This window comes from Anoxybacillus sp. FSL W8-1294 (assembly GCF_037965005.1).
Taxonomy (GTDB): Bacteria; Bacillota; Bacilli; order Bacillales; family Anoxybacillaceae; genus Anoxybacillus; species Anoxybacillus flavithermus_G.
In genome coordinates, this window is sequence record NZ_CP150179.1 from 2,092,187 (window position 1) to 2,110,652 (window position 18,466).

14 protein-coding genes are annotated in these 18,466 nt (G+C 40.5%); 4 read left to right on the forward strand and 10 right to left on the reverse strand.

Annotated features, from left to right (window positions below):
• Positions 1-97: 97 nt before the first annotated feature.
• A complete protein-coding gene (locus NSQ23_RS11165; RefSeq protein ID WP_339170755.1) occupies positions 98-826 on the forward strand; it encodes a SprT family zinc-dependent metalloprotease in 729 nt (242 codons plus the stop codon).
• Between the two features lie 42 nt (positions 827-868).
• Here the strand turns inward: NSQ23_RS11165 and NSQ23_RS11170 are convergent, their stop codons facing one another.
• From NSQ23_RS11170 to NSQ23_RS11180, 3 genes are all read right to left on the reverse strand, one after another.
• Complete coding sequence (locus tag NSQ23_RS11170; RefSeq protein ID WP_339174398.1) at positions 869-3,823, reverse strand: type I restriction endonuclease subunit R; 2,955 nt, start codon at positions 3,821-3,823, stop codon at positions 869-871.
• Positions 3,824-3,885: 62 nt separating this feature from the next.
• Positions 3,886-5,166, reverse strand: a complete 1,281-nt coding sequence (gene iscB, locus NSQ23_RS11175) for an RNA-guided endonuclease IscB (RefSeq protein ID WP_192953104.1) — start codon at positions 5,164-5,166, stop codon at positions 3,886-3,888.
• 205 nt (positions 5,167-5,371) lie between these two features.
• A complete protein-coding gene (locus NSQ23_RS11180) occupies positions 5,372-6,430 on the reverse strand; it encodes a restriction endonuclease subunit S (protein WP_339170757.1) in 1,059 nt (352 codons plus the stop codon).
• 85 nt (positions 6,431-6,515) lie between these two features.
• Here NSQ23_RS11180 and NSQ23_RS11185 point away from each other — a divergent pair, with 85 nt between their 5' ends.
• Entirely contained in the window at positions 6,516-7,649 is a 1,134-nt protein-coding gene (locus NSQ23_RS11185) for an IS4 family transposase (RefSeq protein ID WP_339170758.1), read from the forward strand.
• A gap of 270 nt (positions 7,650-7,919) precedes the next feature.
• Here NSQ23_RS11185 and NSQ23_RS11190 read toward each other — a convergent pair whose 3' ends face one another.
• Entirely contained in the window at positions 7,920-9,404 is a 1,485-nt protein-coding gene (locus NSQ23_RS11190) for a type I restriction-modification system subunit M (RefSeq protein ID WP_339170760.1), read from the reverse strand.
• 272 nt (positions 9,405-9,676) lie between these two features.
• Positions 9,677-11,575, reverse strand: a complete 1,899-nt coding sequence (gene asnB, locus NSQ23_RS11195; RefSeq protein WP_339170761.1) for an asparagine synthase (glutamine-hydrolyzing) — start codon at positions 11,573-11,575, stop codon at positions 9,677-9,679.
• A gap of 192 nt (positions 11,576-11,767) precedes the next feature.
• Here asnB and NSQ23_RS11200 point away from each other — a divergent pair, with 192 nt between their 5' ends.
• A complete protein-coding gene (locus tag NSQ23_RS11200; RefSeq protein ID WP_339170762.1) occupies positions 11,768-12,640 on the forward strand; it encodes a C39 family peptidase in 873 nt (290 codons plus the stop codon).
• Positions 12,641-12,789: 149 nt separating this feature from the next.
• Positions 12,790-14,364, forward strand: a complete 1,575-nt coding sequence (locus NSQ23_RS11205; protein ID WP_339170764.1) for a multicopper oxidase family protein — start codon at positions 12,790-12,792, stop codon at positions 14,362-14,364.
• A gap of 41 nt (positions 14,365-14,405) precedes the next feature.
• Here the strand turns inward: NSQ23_RS11205 and copZ are convergent, their stop codons facing one another.
• The 5 genes from copZ to NSQ23_RS11230 form a co-directional block, all read right to left on the reverse strand.
• Positions 14,406-14,609 (reverse strand): copper chaperone CopZ, encoded by a 204-nt coding sequence (gene copZ / locus NSQ23_RS11210; RefSeq protein ID WP_035019187.1) that lies wholly within the window; start codon positions 14,607-14,609, stop codon positions 14,406-14,408.
• 21 nt (positions 14,610-14,630) lie between these two features.
• A complete protein-coding gene (locus NSQ23_RS11215) occupies positions 14,631-17,027 on the reverse strand; it encodes a heavy metal translocating P-type ATPase (RefSeq protein ID WP_339170766.1) in 2,397 nt (798 codons plus the stop codon).
• Positions 17,028-17,044: 17 nt separating this feature from the next.
• A complete protein-coding gene (locus NSQ23_RS11220; protein ID WP_339170767.1) occupies positions 17,045-17,356 on the reverse strand; it encodes a metal-sensing transcriptional repressor in 312 nt (103 codons plus the stop codon).
• A 98-nt stretch (positions 17,357-17,454) separates the two neighbouring features.
• Positions 17,455-17,658: an SHOCT domain-containing protein gene (locus tag NSQ23_RS11225; protein WP_339170768.1), complete on the reverse strand. Its 204-nt coding sequence runs from the start codon at positions 17,656-17,658 to the stop codon at positions 17,455-17,457.
• 24 nt (positions 17,659-17,682) lie between these two features.
• On the reverse strand, positions 17,683-18,411 hold the full coding sequence (locus NSQ23_RS11230) for a sulfite exporter TauE/SafE family protein (RefSeq protein WP_339174402.1): 729 nt from the start codon (positions 18,409-18,411) through the stop codon (positions 17,683-17,685).
• Positions 18,412-18,466 lie beyond the last annotated feature (55 nt).

Below are 18,466 nucleotides of genomic sequence, written 5' to 3' on the forward strand. Positions count from 1 at the left end.
CCTTACGAACAGTGCCTGGCACCGTTCGCAATTGACCTTTTGCTTTCCCAAAGTTAAAATGAAAGACAATTAAAGGAACGAAGGAGTTAGTATTTCTATGCCTAGCTTTCAATATGGCAAGACAACAATAGATTATGCAGTAGAGTATAAGCCGGAAAAGCGGGATGTGACGATATCGGTTGAATGGTTGGAAGGAGTAAAGGTCGTAGCTCCTGAGGGGATAGAGCCTACACTTTTACATTCTATCCTTTATAAAAAAGCTCCATGGATTATTGATAAATGGCAGGCGTTGAATCAAATTTCTGATTGCCCTGCTCCAAAAGAGTTTGTAAGCGGAGAGAAATTTGCTTATTTAGGGCGCAATTATCGATTAAAAGTATATAAAAGCGAGGAAGTTACAAAGCCGATTCTTATGTTTAAACAAGGGAAATTTATTGCCACGGTGCCACCGCATTTAACAGAAGAAGAAAGAATCTCATTTTTCCAACAAGCGTTCAAAGATTGGTATATTCTGTACGGAGAAATGAAACTACAAGAACGTTTAAAAATTTATTGCCCTAAAATGGGAGTAACCCCTACTAAAATTAAATTAAAAGAACAAAAAATGCGCTGGGGAACATGTACAAACGAAGGAGCCATATATTTAAACTGGAGAATTATGATGGCACCAATGCCGATTATCGATTATTTATTAGTACATGAATTAGCACATATTAAATATCCGAATCACTCCAATGATTTTTGGCATTTTGTTAAATCTGTGATGTCGGACTATGAACAAAGAAAAGAATGGTTGCGTGTAAATGGCCCAACCTTAACTTTATAAATGACGAAAGCCTCCCTAGATTGGTAGGAGGCTTTCATACGTTTATCGTTTATAATGAACCATCGCTAATGACATAATCTGTTGCGTTACATTTTCTATCTGATCTTTAGGGATAACACTTGCCCGCAACTGCTTTTTAATTTTCTTCCGCATTTCTCGTTTTACATCTTCTTTGTTTACCCAATCAATGACTTGGCTTTCCTTGGCAATCATGTCTGTTACAAGATGCGTCAACGCATCGATCGTATCTTTATGTTCTTCGTCTGGAAGAAGCTGTTGGAACAGCTGGTAAAATGGATATTGTTCCCGTGTAAAGCCAAGATTTTGCGCTTGTTGGTTGACGTTTCGCATGTCATTGACCATGCTGCGTAGCTTTTCTACTAATTCTGCGATATCCATCATTTTTTTCCGTCTTGCTTCGATTAATTGTTCAAGTTTTTCTCTTAACGACGTGTAGTATACAGGGTTTTCTTCCAGCTTCACTTTAATCTCATGACGAATCGCATGTTCCATTTCCGCCGCCTGTGCTTCTTTTGAAGGGGCTTTTTTTAGCCGCTCATCAAACTTACTGGACAAAATATCAATCGGTTCATGGATGACTTCGACAGACTCAGCATATAAATGCTCTGCAATTAATTGTTTGACCTTCTCGCCACACTCGGAAATATCCATTTGCTCGTCACGATATAACGTTTTTGCCATTTGCCGTACTTTCCCTAAAAACTTTAAGTCTTCTATATATGGAGAAGCTTCACGGTTCGGTAAAATCATATCCATTCGTTTGGAAAACTCTTTAAACGCTTTTTCAAACTCATGACGCACATCTTCAGGCTCTAATACTTGAACGCACGCATCGGCATCGCTTCGGTTAATATAGTCAAAAAAGCTCATCGCTTTTCGGTGGGCTTGTTTCAACTTTGGCAATTCGCTTTCAATCGGCAACAACGCTCCTTGAATATCTTGTTTAGAGAAAATCGCGAGCGCCTTCTCTAAAAATTTCGATACCCCAAAGTAGTCAACAATAAGCCCATACGTTTTTCCTTCATACGTACGGTTTGTACGAGCGATTGCCTGAAGAAGGTTATGCTCTTTTAACGGTTTATCTAAGTACATCACTTGTTCGATTGGTGCGTCAAAGCCTGTGAGAAGTTTATCACAAACAATTAAAATCGCTAGTTTGTCTTCTTCAAACGGCTTTTTGAAGCGTTCAATTAATTGTTTTTCTTCTTCACGAGAAAGGGAGTAGTCTTTTAATAATTCATTGTTTTTATCTTCGGGACCTGTTGAAATAATTAATGCTGTTTCATATTTTCCGTTAATGAGTTCATCTAGCTTTTGTTTATAGATGGCTGCTGCTTCACGGTTCACCGCCACCACTTGCGCTTTAAAGCCGTTTGGCAAGATATAATTTTCAAAATGTTCTACAATATCTAAGGCAATTTTTCCAATGCGGCCCGGAGCGGCTAAGATTGCTTCTTCATTGGCATATTTCTTTTTAATACGCTCACGGTCTTCTTCGCTATAGTCGCTAAATTTACGATCAAATAAGCGATCTAGTGACTCGCCTTGCAAATGAAGGTCGACCATACGAGCTTCGTAGAAAATCGGAACGGTTGCCCCATCATCGACCGCTTGTTCAATCGTATATTTGTCAATATAAGAGCCAAACGTTCGTGTTGTACTTTTATCTTCTTTATCGATCGGTGTTCCTGTAAAGCCAAGATAACATGCATTCGGCAATCCTTTCCGCATGTTCATCGCTAAACCTTTGTATTGCGTACGGTGCGACTCGTCGACTAACACAAAAATATTTTCCGACCTTGAAAGTTCTGGATACTCGTCTTGATCCTTATCTGGTTGGAACTTTTGCACAAGCGTCATAATCGTTGAACCAGGACCTTGTTGTAATAGCCTTTTAAGGTCTTTAACGCTTTCCGCTTGTTGCGGATTCGGGAAGCCGCACTTACGGAATGTTTTTGTGATTTGGTCATCCAAATCTTTACGGTCGGTTACAACGACAATCGTTGGGTTGTGCAACTCTTTGATTCGTCGCAGTTTGACGGCTAAATATAACATCGTCAACGATTTGCCTGAACCTTGCGTATGCCAAATCACCCCGCCGCGATCTTTCGGCGTTTTTGCATGTAAAATGCGATGAATCGCTTTATTGACCGCACGGAATTGTTGATAACGGGCAATTTTTTTAATGACCCGACCGCCATCAACTTCAAAGACAATGAAGTTTTGAATCAAGTCAAGCAAATTTTCTTTCGATAACATTCCTGCCACTAAAATGTCTTGTTTTGTAGGTGAGTCACCAAGTTCAGGCACCGTTCTTGGATACGGATCTTTCCATTCACTGTAATGTTGTACTTTCGCACCAATTGTTCCTGCTTTCGCTCGATAATTGCTTGTCGCAATCATAAATTGGTTATAGTAGAAAAGTTGCTCATGCGTTTCTTGATAGCGTCGTAATTGGTTGACCGCTTTCGAAATTTGCGTATCTTCTTGCAACGTTGGACTTTTACATTCAATTACGACTAAAGGCAATCCATTCACAAAAATAACAACGTCAGGACGAATCGTGCCTCTTGCATTTTGAATACGGAACTGGTCAACAACAAGAAATTCATTGTTATAAGGGTTATCAAAATCAATGAGTTTAACCGTTTGATTTTTTTTCCCTTTTCCTAAGTCTTGTTGAATCGAAATGTAGTTCACAAGCATTTCATGAAACTTTTCATTCGCTTGCATTAATCCTGTTGCTTCGATATGAGTCAGGTTGTAAATGATGCGAGCAAGGTTGTTCTCGTCAATCCATGGATTTAACCGCTGAATTGCTTTCTTTAACCGTTCCTTCAAAATGACTTCACTTAATGAATCACGTTCAGACTCAAGAGCTGAGCCTGGTACATGTTCATAGCCCAGCTCTTGAAGCTGATTGATTAAACGTTTTTCTACGAGGTTTAACTCATTCCATTCACTTGAAGTGGTCACTGTGACATCACGAAACTTACGCAAGGAAGCCCCTGCCTTTAGGCACGGGGAGGAATTGCACCTTACGCAAGTTCCGCCACCCCCTTTCCATAAGCATATCCGTCAAATCGCTGAATGACTTGGACATATCTATAATTTATTCCTTGTGCGATACGCTTTCCGTCCTTGCCTTTAATATCGAAACTTCCAGTCTTTCTACATGCGACTTCGCCAAACCAAACGCCTTGATATTTCCCTCTTGGGACAACAGCCTTAACCATGTCCCCTGTTTGAAAACCAAAGAAGAATTTTTGTCTTGCAAGATAACCTCTTGGGAAGCCATATCTATCTAGGTTTGTACGAGAGCGACTACCACGCCCTTTTGCCTTGATAAATAACACTTCTTTTGTTTTGAAATATAAGTGATTTGTTGTGCTTTCGCCTACACAACAAGCGTCAAAATAATGTGTTTTCGGCAAGTCTAAACGAATACGATTCATTTTTGTTCGTGCACCTGTTCCACACTCGACATCTAATCCTGTCTGCTTTAACACTTCATACACTTTCCATCTTGTCGAGTTGATAGCACTTGTATCCTTTAATGTTTCTTTGACTTGCTTTTGAATGTGCGGATACCCGAATTCTTCTGCTGTCTTACTTCCTTTGCGCTGATTACAGTCATGACAGGCAAGACATAGGTTATCCACTCGGTCTGTTCCACCTCTCGATTTTGGAATGATATGCTCCACTTCAAGTGGAACATTTTCTTTTCCGCAATAACAACACTTCCGCCCAAACTTTTCAAGCAAGTATTCTCTTACTTCGTATCCTTGAAGCGTGCCTTGTTGATACTCTACACCATTGATTTCAGGATTTCGCATGAGTTGCGTGTCGAATTTGGCATTTTCGTATGATATATACCCAATGGGGCATAACTTCTTTAGGCGGTTAACCCATGTTTGGATATTTTGCACACGACTCTCTAGTGATGACGGCAACCACCCCTCCTTTCGCTTGCGGTTCAGAAAGCGTGGTTTTCTGTATCTTGTTTTTCGATTTCGTCTTGCTCGACGAAAAGCACGCCTTTTATCTATTCTTTCCTTGATGTCTGTGCGATGGTCAAGTTGCCCTAACCATACCACTTCTTGTCCTCGCAAAATCGCTAATCCTGTATGCCTGCTTCCATAGTCGATTTTTAGCCGATATGTTGCTTTAATTTCTGATTCGTCTACTGATTTTTTCAAGATGATGGTAAATGGAAATCGCCTGTAAATCGCCGCCTTCCCTTGTTTCAACAGCTTTCTTGCAACTGCTTCGTGACAAGGAGCAAGCGGACGTTTGTTTGTGTCTAACACAAAAACCATAGGGTTCTCCCCTTTCCTCTGCATAAAGCAGGTCATATTCTCCTCGACCATGTTATAGATGCTTGTTATGTGCAAGACACTAGCGCTACCCACCACGCTTGTTTAACCTTGCACGACAGAGGAACGGGCTGGAGAAGCACCCGAACGTGTCATGACATCTATAACGTAGGCTCTGTTTCAAGCCTTGGTCTGGTCAACATGGGGCTTACAAGCCCATGACTTTAGTCATTGGGTTGTTGACCTCATCATCGACTTTGACACGGACTTTGCCTGTAAGCAGGACTTGCATGAGACCTTTTTTAATAACAGTAAGTTTTTCAATTTTAGTCTTTTCAGCTTCAATCTTTTGACTAATTTTCGTCATTATATCTGCAATTTTTTGTTGTTCTTCGTAAGGAGGAATTAAAATTTTAAGCTTCCTTAAAGCAGAAAGCCCTATTCGCAAACGTGTTGTTCCTGTACTATTATTTATTGCTTGTTCCCTGAAATAAGGAGCATTTATTGCATATACTACATAATCGGTAACAAACCGCTCTTTGTCCACCGATAATCGAACTCCGTCTGATGCCATTACAAATCGCTGTGCATGATTCGGTACAATGCATGCTCGTGCTACAGGTTCAGCCATTTTAGCAATAATAATGTCTCCTGGATATATATTGCAACTTAAAAGTTCATCAGCCTTCGCTTCACTTGTAAATATTTGATAATCATTTGAGAAGTATCCTTCTTTTATATTTTGAAGTTGAATAATCTGTACACCTTCATCCGTATACTCCTTTGCTGTTAAGTCAGATCCAAAAGGCCCTCCCGTAAAAGCGTATCTATCATGAGGATTCGATAAATCTTGCAATTCAACAACTTCCCACCCCTCAGGAATCTCCCCAATCTCCGTCTTTTTAAACTTCGTATGTCCGATTCCTTTTGTAAGCAACTGTTGCATAAGCCCCTTTTTCACTTTCTCCGTTTGCTCGATGATGGCTTCGGTTTTCTCTATGGCTTCATCGACGGATGAGAGAATGGCTGCGATTTTGCGTTGTTCGGCTAGGGGTGGAATTGCAATCGGTAAAATCCGTAAATCACTTTGATTTAGTTTAGCCCGAGTTCCACCATTGATAAAAGGTATGACATTTTTGTGAACTAAGCTATAAAAAACCCAATCAAAATCCGTATTTTCCTTTGGTCTCAATACATGTGCGTGATTATTTACCCAACTTTTTCCCTGAATTTTATAAGCTATAGGGCAGGCGTGTTGATTAACCAATAATATCCATAAAAAACATAGAAAAAAGAGCACCTTTCCTGTAGAATGTAAGTAACAACACAAACAAACCTAGGAGGTGCTCTCTATGCACAAGCATACCACACTCCCAAATTTGATGCAAAAAATTGTTTCTGATGAAGATCTCCAGTCGATTACCGAAGCCGTTGGCTACCATGACACTTCGCGGACGTTTACGGTGCGCACGTTGGTTGATTTTTTTCTGCTGGCGGCACTTCACGAATGGAAAAGTTTCCGTCATGGTGCCGATGTGGCGAAAATGTACGGATTGCCGACGTTTCATTACTCGACGGTTTCTAAGAAAGCGAAAGAAGTTCCGTACGAGGTGATGAAGCGCTTATTTGCTTTGGTTGTTTCTAAGTGCAATCGCCAAACCCGCCGTTCGCTTCGCTTTCCAAAAGCATTGCGTATAGTAGACTCCACGACCGTCACCGTGGGGAAAAACCGCCTGACATGGGCACCCTATCATGGGGAACGATCCGGAGTGAAAATGCACGTCGCGTATTCCCCTGAGCAACAAATGCCGAGCGACATCGTAGAAACCGTAGGGTTGCGCCACGATGGACCGGTGGGAGAGCGGCTCACAGACGTACAAACGGTTCTTGTCGAAGATCGAGCGTACTTTAAAATTGAACGCCTCGATCGGTTTGTCGAACAGAAGCAACCGTTTGTGATTCGGATGAAAGACAATGTCGAGATCCATCAAAAAAAGAGCCTAAAGCGCCTTTCTTCCTCCTCTTCTTCTATTGTGGCGGATTTTACTTGCCAGTTAGGAACGAAACAATGTCGTTCCAAAAAGCGCCATCGCGTCGTGATCTTTCAGGATGCGAACGGGCATGAAATCCGTGTGGTCACGAACGTCTTAGAGGCATCGGCGGAAAAGATTGCCGAGATGTATCAAGAACGTTGGACAGTGGAAGTGTTTTTCCGATGGATCAAGCAATATCTAAACGTTCCGACCTTATTTGGCACCAACGAGCATGCGGTATACAACCAACTTTTTGCGGCATTTATCGCTTATGTGTTACTGAGATGGCTATATCATCGAACGGAAAAACGGACAACCTCGTCCCTTACCTTTCTTTCGTTTGTCCGTCGTTTTTTCTCTGGGCAACTTCCTCTCGAATGGAAATCCGAGATGGCAGCTGTCTTATTTGAGTATGCCCGAATATATGGGAGTAGTATGCCTAATTTTGGATAATCAACAGCCGTGGCTATAGGGCGTGTTTGGTATTCGTCAAAATCCCCCCCGTCCTCTGCCATCAAGATTAATGGTTCATCAAATAAATATTCGTTTATATAATCAACTACGCCATTTGCACCATAATATGGAATTTCCCCTTGCATCGCATCTCGTTGTTCTTTGTTCAAAGGAACTCTTTGAGAATCAAGAATATCACATACTTCCTCTATTTTCTTTACATCCCAATCTATAGGAAGTGGCCCTAGTAATGTATCTTTAGTTTTAGAGTTACTCACCATACCCCAACTCCTTTAAATACCCATACATCACCTTTTCAATTTCATCACGTTCTTGTTCGAGTTGACGAAGTTGACGAAGCGCTTCTGCGACATCAATTTCCTCTTCTTCTTCGATTGTATCAATGTAACGTGCAATGTTTAAGTTGTAGTCATTTTCTTTAATTTCTTCTAATGTAACGACACGGCTATATTTCTCGACATCTTTCCATGCATCGTATGTGCTAACGATTTTTTGAATATCTTCATCACGAAGAACGTTTTGATTTTTTCCTTCTTGATAGTCCCGTGATGCGTCAATGAAAAGAACTTTTCCCTTTTTATGTTCTTCTTTGTTTTTGTTGATGATGAGAATACATGCTGGAATACCTGTTCCGTAGAATAAGTTGGCTGGTAAACCAATAACCGCTTCAATTAAATCTTCTTCTAATATGCCTTGACGAATGTTCCCTTCCGCTCCGCCGCGGAAAAGAACGCCGTGTGGCATAACAACTCCCGCTTTTCCTTCATCGTTGAGTGTGGCAATCATATGTTGAATAAACGCATAGTCTCCTGCGTTTTTTGGTGGTAAACCAAAGCGAAAACGGTTAAATGCGTCTGCTTCTGCTTCTTCACGTCCCCAGTTTTTTAAGCTAAATGGAGGATTAGCAATGACGCGATCATATAGTAGAAGCTCGCCGTTTTCGTCTAATAGTTTCGGTTCACGAATTGTATCGCCTTTTTTAATTTCATGGTCGCTTAAGCCATGAAGCAACAAATTCATTTTACAAATCGCCCATGTATTTAAGTTTTTCTCTTGTCCATGCAATGTAATGTTGCGCGGATTGCCGCCTTTTTCTTTTATATAGTCAACCGATTGAATGAGCATCCCGCCAGATCCCGCTGTTGGGTCACATACACGCATGCCTTCTTCAGGCTTAATCAGTTTGACAATTAATTTAACGACTTGGCTTGGCGTATAAAACTCGCCGCCTTTTTTTCCTGCATCGTCAGCAAACTGCTTAATTAGGTACTCGTAAGCACGACCAAGGATATCAGGTTCTGATAAATTTTCGTTGCGTAAATCAATTTGTGAGAAATGCTGTACTAATTGAAGAATTGTTTTATCTGACAGTTTTTCTTTATCGTTAAAATCAATATTGGCTAATACCCCTTGTAGGGAAGGATTTTCATCTTCTAATAGTTCAAAAGCTTTATTAATAACCGCCCCCACGTCTTGGGAGTGGGATTGAATATAACTCCAACGTGCTTTTTCAGGTACGAAAAATTGATGTTCGTCGCGATCATACCAACCGTAATCTTCTCCTTCTTCTTTTTCAATCCGCTCAGCGGTTTCGACAAACACATCGTTTAATCGTTTTAAAAACAACATTCCAAAAATATAGTTTTTATAGTCAGAAGAATCAATACTGCCACGCAATATATTCGCTGATTCCCATAAATGAGATTCAAGTTCTTGTAGCGTTAACTTGCTCATCGTGTTGCCTCCGTTTTTTCTTGTTCTTTCATCTCTTCCAACTTTAATCATAACAAAAATTCCTATTTGTAGACTACTGTCATTTGACAACAATGGATAAGAACATCATGTCTCGTCTCATATGCCCAAATATATGAAACCCCAGCTATCTGAACATAGCTGGGGTTATTAGTCCATCATCTTTATGGACTGGTACATTTGTCGTCGATCCCCCGGAGTTTTTGCAAGATTGGAGGCCGACAATAGAAGACAGGCAACGAAAATCAGTCAAATTAGATTAATAGCAACAGCTTGTCTTTTCTATATATATTTGTAAAATCGTATTTCTTTTCCATGTATACTTGATGCCAAATCATAAAAGCAAGGACGGTCCAGATTTTTCGGCTATGGTCTGCTTTATTTTTGCAATGTTCGTCTAGTAAACGATACAATACATCTTTATTAAATAAATGATCGGTTGCGCTTTCTTTTATAATGTTTTTCGCCCAATCATGCATTTCATTTTTTAACCAATGACGAATTGGCACCGGAAATCCTAATTTTTTGCGATTTAAAACATGATCTGGAACAATTCCTTTTGCTGCTTTTCGTAGAATATATTTCGTCGTTTTGTTTGTCGTTTTCATTTCCGGAGCAATTTTGGCGGCTACTTCAAATACCTTTTTATCTAAAAATGGAACCCTTAACTCTAATGAATGGGCCATTGTCATTTTGTCGGCTTTTAATAAAATATCGCCTCGCAGCCATGTATGAATATCAATATATTGCATCCGGTTTACAGGAGGATAATGAGTTGTTTCTCTATAAAAAGGAGCTGTAATATATGTATATTCTAATCCCCTCTTATATCCTTTTAGCAGTTCTTGTTTTTCTGTCTCGCTATACATTTTCGCATTGCCGATATATCGTTCTTCCATTGGTGTTGTACCGCGCTCAATAAAGCTTTTTCCTTTTATTCCTTCCGGGAGTAGCCCTGCAATCACTCTCAAAGCTGATTTAACCGTACTTGGCATTCGCTCAAAAAGTTCCAATGACTGTGGCTCACGATAAATGTTGTAACCGCCAAATAACTCGTCAGCTCCCTCACCGGAAAGAACGACCGTTACATGCTTTCTTGCTTCCCGGGCAACAAAATAAAGCGGTACTGCCGCAGGATCGGCAAGTGGATCATCCATATGCCACATAACTTTCGGTAATTCCGCCATATATTCCTCTGGTGAAATGACATAGCTAATATTCTCAACGCCCAGCTTTTCCGCTGTTTCTTTTGCCACATCAATTTCACTGAAGCCTTCCCGCTCAAAGCCGACAGAAAATGTCTTGATATTAGGATTGAATTGTTTAGCAATTGCTGCAATGAAGGATGAATCAATTCCTCCTGATAAAAACGAACCTACCGGCACATCGCTGCGCATATGCACTTGCACGGAATCGAACAGCGCGTTGCGAATTTCTTTGACAAGTTCATCTTCTGATTTGATGATAGGTTGGAATTTGGCTTTCCAATAGCGATGAATGGTTAATTTTTCACCGATTTTTTTCTTAATATAATGACCCGGTTCTAACTTTTTAATACCAACAGACATCGTCATTGGTTCAGGTACATATTGGAATGTTAAATAATGCTGCAGTGAATCATAGTCTAATAAATCATTTTTAAGAGCTAGCAAAATACTTTTCTTCTCGGAAGCAAAAAACGTACGGTCGCCCTGTTCCATATAGAAAAATGGTTTTATGCCAAACGGGTCACGTGCCGCAAAAATCGTTCTCTCTTGTTTGTCCCAGATGACGAAAGCAAACATACCTCGAAGCTTTTCTACAGCTTTTTCTTTTTCAGCACTATAAAGAGCAATAATGACTTCTGTATCGGAATGAGTAGTAAATTTATATCCCTTTGCAAGCAATTCTTCTCGCAATTCCACATAGTTGTAGATTTCCCCATTAAATATGATCCAATATCGTTCATTTTCATAGGACAATGGCTGGTGCCCTGTCTCAAGATCGATAATACTCAAACGTCGAAATCCAAAATTCACATATTCATCAAAAAAATAACCACCATCGTCAGGACCACGATGAGTAATGATATCATTCATTTCTTGAAACGTTTCTTTCCATTTTTCATCAATGATTCTTGGATGATCATGAATACAACCAATAAAACCGCACATGAACTTTTTATTCCTCCTGAAACCTGCTTGCGATATTTTCATTCCTCTAACATATTAAAACAATAAAATGTGGAGAAGTTATGGATTTTTTGAGATTGTTACATAATTACATGATAAGAATCATCTTCATTGTTTCTGCATATGTAGTCGATAATATAAAAACAGCAAGTTTAACAAAGGGGTGCAGCTGTCATGTTAGGGATTATACTTTTTTTAGCCTTTATGATTGTTTCACTTTCTATTTTTCTTTTACGAAAGCCAACCAATGAGAAGTTATATAAACTAGCAATAGGATCCTATATCGCTTTTTTCCTATTGTTTTTAACTCTATTTTTCCATTATGTAAATTCTGAAAATATGGTCGACGCTATAAACAATCTAGTACAGAAAACATCATATAAAAATAAAGTTGAAGCGAGAAATCCATCATCTAGACATTCAAAAGAACAAATCCCGGTTAAATCAGCTCTCATTGGTGCCCCCCTTTTCTCGCAACTCCCAGAACTACCAAGGGGGTGCGAGGTAACAAGTCTGGCAATGCTTTTGAATCACGCGGGAATCAATGTAGACAAGATGACACTAGCGAAGCAAATAAAGAAAAATCCAACCCCTTATCGAATACATAATGGAAAAGTATTTTATGGACATCCAAATGAAGGGTTTGTTGGTGACATGTATACAATAAAGAAACCGGGATATGGTGTCTATCATAAACCTATAAAAGAATTAGCCGAGATTTATTTACCAAACCAAATCGTTGATTTAACAGGACAATCATTTGAAGAAATATATAAGTATTTGTCTGAAGGTACCCCAGTTTGGGTTATTACCAACACAACCTTTCGTATACTTCCTCCGTCTGAATTTATTGAATGGCAGACCCCGCAAGGCCCTATAAAAATAACATACCGGGAGCATTCCGTGTTAATCACCGGATATGATGAGAAATATATTTATTTTAATGACCCATTGACAGGTACGAAAAATAAAAAAGCACCTAAGTCTGAATTTATTCAAGCTTGGATACAAATGGGCAAACAAGCTATTACCTATAACCGCAATTAACCGGTTATAGGTAGTGGCTTATCTTTTTTATTTTAATCTTCGAACTACTTCGTGTGAAAAAAATATAATTTTTCCCCATAAATTTTGCACATTTATTTTTTATGATGATGTTACTATGACTTACATCACAAGTTTATGGAGGGAAAGCGATGAAGAAATTATTGTTAGGAACTGTTTTGGCAGGAGTTGTTGCGATTGGTGCAGCTTGCTCAAATAATTCTTCGATGCAAGGACACGACATGTCCAACATGAATATGAAGGAAGAAAACACCGCACAGGACTCCAGTAAGAAACTGCCTTTGGCAACCAATACAGAAGTTTTATCCGGTAAAGAGATTAATCTTACTGCTAAGGAAGCATTATTACAAATAAATGATAAAGTAAAACTCCCGGTATACACGTATAATGGATCGGTACCCGGTGCGCAAATCCGCGTAAAGCAAGGGGATAATGTGAAAATTGTTTTAAAAAATGAATTGCCAGAACCGACTACGATTCACTGGCACGGCTACCCTGTTCCAAATAACCAAGATGGAGTACCGGGTGTCACGATGGACGCCATTAAACCGGGTGAAACGTTTACGTATGAATTTACAGCAACCGTGCCGGGAACGTATTTTTATCATTCCCATCAAGAAAGCGCCGAGCAAGTGGACAAGGGATTATACGGTACATTAATCGTAGAACCGAAAAATGAAGAAAAAGTCGATCGAGATTATACACTTGTGTTAGATGAATGGATGAGCAATCCGGATGAAGGAAATATGGATATGAGTGGAATGGATCATAGTAATATGAATAATGGAAATAGCTCTGATAATCAACAAATGGATATGAGCAGCATGGGACATAATATGAATATGTACGATATTTTCACGATTAACGGAAAAAGCGGGGCTGCTGTCAAACCGTTAAAAGTGAAAAAAGGCGAAAAAGTGCGACTTCGCCTAATTAACGCAGGGTACATGTCCCACAAGCTTCACCTGCATGGTCATGAGTTTAAAATTGTCGCAACTGACGGGCAGCCGTTAAAAGATCCGCAACCAATCAAAGATGAACTTTTAAGTATTGCTCCGGGTGAACGTTATGATATTGAATTTATCGCGAATAACCCGGGTGAATGGTTATTAGAATGTCATGGTGATATGGAAGGTACCGATGGCATGAAAGTGAAAATTCAATACGAAGGACAAGCAAACAATACGGATAAAGAAAATGCAAAAAAAGACCTCCCTATCGTTGATATGACAAAATACGGAAAACATGAATTAGGTCAATTTACATTAGACCAAAAATATGATGTAGAGTACACAATGGATTTAGGAACAGCCATGGGCAAAGATGGCATGGTCTACACGATTAATGGGAAAACGTATCCTGAAACAGCACCCGTAAATGTGAAGACAGGAGATCTAGTAAAAGTAAAATTGGTGAACAATTCACCGAAAGATTTACATCCTATGCATTTACACGGACATTTCTTCCAAGTATTAAGTAAAAATGGTAAGCCAATTACAGGCTCCCCATTGATTAAGGATACCTTGAATTTAAAACCGGGTGAAGAATATGTAGTCGCGTTTAAAGCGGATAATCCGGGAAATTGGATGTTCCATTGCCATGACTTGCACCATGCTTCAGCCGGAATGGTCACAGAAGTCAAATATACCGATTACAAATCGGATTATACCCCAGATCCGAATAACACAACGAATAAAGGGGAATAAGAAAGAAGGTGTCCAACATTGTGTGGACACCTTTTTCTCCCTTACTTCACATCATATCCTTGCTCTTCAATCGCTTCTTTCAGTTTTTCTACGCTTACTTTTGTTTCATCATAATCTACATCGACTGTACCTTCTTGCAAATGTACTTCGACGCGGCTGACGCCATCTAACGTTTGAAGTGCATTTGTCACCGCCGCTTTGCAATGTCCGCATGTCATTCCTTGTACTTGTAATGTAATCGTCATCATCCATTCCTCCTTAAATGTTTATATTTTCACGCGTTTCAAACGAAGCGCGTTTGTCACAACCGATACAGAGCTAAATGCCATCGCTGCCCCAGCGATCCAAGGTTCCAACAGCCCGAGAGCGGCTACAGGAATGCCAACTGTATTATAGAACAAAGCCCAGAACAGATTTTGCCGAATGTTTTTCATTGTTTTGCGGCTTAACTCAATCGCTTTCGGAATATGGGCTAAATCCCCACCGACCAAGGTAACATCGGCCGTTTCGATCGCGACATCCGCTCCTGTGCCAATCGCCATCCCAATATCCGCTTTCGCAAGAGCTGGAGCGTCATTAATTCCATCACCGACCATCGCGACTCGTTTCCCTTGTTTTTGCAATTCCTCGACGATTTTCGCTTTGTCTTCCGGCAGCACCTCTGCATAGACATGATCAATGTGCACTTGGTTTGCGATCGCTTCCGCTGTCCGTTTATTGTCTCCCGTTACCATGTACACTTCGATACCCATTTGTTTTAATGTTTGAATCGCTTCTTTGGAGCTTTCTTTTACTGTATCCGCGACAGCAATGATGCCGGCAAGCTGTCCATCGATGGCAACGAGCATGACTGTTTTCCCTTGTTTTTCAAGCTCTACCATTTTATCTTCATGCACAGAAATCTCTACAGAGCGCTCCTTCATCAATTTTCGCGTTCCAATAAGGATGCTTTTTCCGTCAATGACAGCTTCAATTCCGTGGCCGGTAATGGCAGAGAAATGCTCCAATGGTTTAATAGAAATTGCTTGTTTCTTCCCGTATTCAACAATCGCATGAGCCAACGGATGTTCCGAAGCGCTCTCGGCTGAAACGGCATAGTCGAGCATGTTTTCTTGGAATTGTAACACATCTGTCACTTCCGGTTTTCCTTTTGTCACTGTTCCTGTTTTATCCAGTAATACGGCATTGATTTGATGCGTTCCCTCTAGGTACTCACCTCCTTTAAAGAGAATACCATGTTCTGCCCCTTTGCCTGTACCGACCATAATCGATGTCGGCGTGGCAAGACCGAGCGCACAAGGACACGCAATGACAAGAACAGCGATGGCCACTTCAAGCGCTTTTGCCAAATCACCCGGCGCAACAAAGAAGTACCATATAATGAATGCAACGACAGCAATTCCGACAACAATCGGTACGAAAATGCCGGAAATGGTATCCGCCATCCGCTGAATCGGGGCTTTCGACCCTTGCGCCTCTTCAACGATTTTAATGATATTGGCCAGCGCGGTATCTTTTCCGACTTTTTCGGCACGAATGGTCAGTACGCCATTCGTATTCATCGTCGCCCCGATCACATAGTCGCCTTCCTTCTTATCAACTGGAATCGATTCACCAGTAATCATCGATTCATCTACGGAAGATGCCCCGGCGATGACCGTACCGTCTACCGGGATTTTTTCTCCTGGCTTGACAAGAATCGTATCGCCGATCACCACTTCCTCGAGCGGAACCTTTCTTTCCTCCCCATTACGGATGACAGTCGCTTCCTTTGCCTGAAGGCTCAACAGCTTAGAGATAGCTTCTGTTGTTCTCCCTTTCGCAAGATCCTCAAAGTATTTGCCGACAAGCACAAGCGTAATCAAGACGGCACTCGTTTCAAAATATAATCTTGGCATATATTCAGGATTCCCAAGCGTCCGAAAAGCTTCATACAAGCTGTAAAAGTACGCAGCCGATGTTCCAAGCGCCACTAGGACGTCCATGTTAGCGCTCTTGTTTCGTAACGCCCGGTACGCCCCGACATAGAAGGGACCGCCGATGTAGAACTGAACGGGTGTAGCTAAAAGAAGCTGGAACCACGGATTCATCAGCAGATGCGGCATCGGCAAGCCTATATCAAACGGCATATGGGCAAGCATCGTATAAAGCAGCGGCAACGATAAGATGATAGAAATCGCGAGTTGCCGTTGTTTTTGTTTAAGCCGCTCTTCTTTCCGGCTAGCATCGTCTTGTTCTTCGTTTCGAATCTGCCCCTTGTACCCAAGCTTTTTGATTTTTTCTAAAATGTCTTCGACAGATGTAACGCCTTCCTTGTATTCGACAACAGCACTGTTTGTCGCCAAGTTTACAGCAGCGCTTGTCACACCTTCCATCCGATTTAACCCTTTTTCAATCCGTGTCGCACATGCCGCACATGTCATTCCTTCAATATCAAGCGTCACTTTTTCTGTCGCAACGCCATACCCCAAATTCTCAATTTTCGTTTCGATATCGGCGATCGTTTGCTTCGATGGATCATATTGAATCGTTGCTTTTTCCATTGCCAAATTGACATTGGCTTCTACTCCATCCATCTTATTTAATACTTTCTCAATCCGATTGGCACACGCGGCACATGTCATGCCGGTCACTCTAAGTGTGACATGCTTTTGTTCACTCATAATGCTTCCCACTCCTTTCACTTTGAGAACTGTTTAATGACATCCATTAATTCGCGAATGGATTCTTCTCCGCTTCCTTCGCGAATCGCTTTCGACACACAATGGCCAACATGACGTTCTAGCAAGTTCAATCCTACTTTATTTAACGCTGCCGTGATCGCTGAAATTTGCACTAAAATATCAATACAATAACGATTGTCCTCCACCATTTTTTGCACACCGCGCACTTGTCCTTCAATGCGCTTCAAGCGCTTGATAATGCTTTCGATCTCTTCTTCTGTACGCGGAACCATTTTTTTATCCATATTATGATCTTCGCAATGGTTCATGAAATATCACCTCTTTGATTACATTATACCGGTAATGGGTATACAACACAACAAAAGAGATCGTTGACACATCGTTATCGTCAACAATTTTTCATCATTTATTCACATTTTTTCGACAGCCGTTCAAACTCCTCTAAAGAGATCTCTCCTTTGGCTAATCGTACTTTCAATATTTCTATCGGAGAGAGTTCTTCTTTACGATCATTGATAAAACGATATAAGAGATAAAAACCAATGGCGATTAATACAACCCAAAATAACATGATCCCAACCATCATAAAAGAACCTTCAAACATTCCCATTGAGTTTCCCTCCTTTTCCTAACTTTAAAACCAATAAGTGATCGTATCTAATATACCAAGTAAAACCATCACGATTCCGGCTGTTTTCTGAACAATCCCCCCTACCTGTCTTCCTTTTTTCATTACAGTGCCGCTAAATCCTAAGTACCAAAGGATAAAGATAAAGAAAATAACAGGTACAGAAGTTCCAACGGCAAAGATGCTCGGTAACAGTACCCCATAAGACGTTGAATAGACGAGAGGCATGAGAGTGACAAAAAACAGCACAAACATCGTTGGACAAAAAGCTAATGAAAAGCCAAATCCCATGAAAAACGAACCGATTTTTCCTTTTCGCCATCTCTCAGGCACTTTGAACAAGGTAACGTTCCAATACATTTTAAAAAGCCCTAACAAATATAAGCCTACAAGAATGAGAATGGGACCAATAAGCTTTCTTAACCACGGAAAATACAATATTAGCGTACTTTGAATCTCTTTCCCCATCAGCCAAACGATGAAACCTAAACCGGAAAAAGCAATAATTTTACCAAAAATAAATAGGAACAACTCTTTCCACGCAATTCCTTTTTGCAAGGACTGATTACTGTATAACGTGATCACTCCTAAATTACTGGTGAGTTGACACGGAGCCATCGCTCCTACGATGCCAAGAAGAAAGGCTGACAAAATAGGAATCTCTGTCATGCTATTTGCCATATTAAGAAACGGTTGACTTAGAAAGTTACTGATCTGACTCAAGAACGAATACACCCTTCTTCTCACCTTCTTCTCTATCTGATGTCTATATTGTAGCAATGAATTTTGC

Bases quoted from the DNA above. Each gene is read 5' to 3' on its own strand.
- NSQ23_RS11165 (WP_339170755.1), top strand. From the start codon at position 98: ATGCCTAGCTTTCAATATGGCAAGACAACAATAGATTATGCAGTAGAG.
- iscB (WP_192953104.1), bottom strand. From the start codon at position 5,166: ATGGTTTTTGTGTTAGACACAAACAAACGTCCGCTTGCTCCTTGTCAC.
- NSQ23_RS11185 (WP_339170758.1), top strand. From the start codon at position 6,516: ATGCACAAGCATACCACACTCCCAAATTTGATGCAAAAAATTGTTTCT.
- NSQ23_RS11190 (WP_339170760.1), bottom strand. From the start codon at position 9,404: ATGAGCAAGTTAACGCTACAAGAACTTGAATCTCATTTATGGGAATCA.
- asnB (WP_339170761.1), bottom strand. From the start codon at position 11,575: ATGTGCGGTTTTATTGGTTGTATTCATGATCATCCAAGAATCATTGAT.
- NSQ23_RS11200 (WP_339170762.1), top strand. From the start codon at position 11,768: ATGTTAGGGATTATACTTTTTTTAGCCTTTATGATTGTTTCACTTTCT.
- NSQ23_RS11205 (WP_339170764.1), top strand. From the start codon at position 12,790: ATGAAGAAATTATTGTTAGGAACTGTTTTGGCAGGAGTTGTTGCGATT.
- copZ (WP_035019187.1), bottom strand. From the start codon at position 14,609: ATGACGATTACATTACAAGTACAAGGAATGACATGCGGACATTGCAAA.
- NSQ23_RS11215 (WP_339170766.1), bottom strand. From the start codon at position 17,027: ATGAGTGAACAAAAGCATGTCACACTTAGAGTGACCGGCATGACATGT.
- NSQ23_RS11220 (WP_339170767.1), bottom strand. From the start codon at position 17,356: ATGAACCATTGCGAAGATCATAATATGGATAAAAAAATGGTTCCGCGT.
- NSQ23_RS11225 (WP_339170768.1), bottom strand. From the start codon at position 17,658: ATGGGAATGTTTGAAGGTTCTTTTATGATGGTTGGGATCATGTTATTT.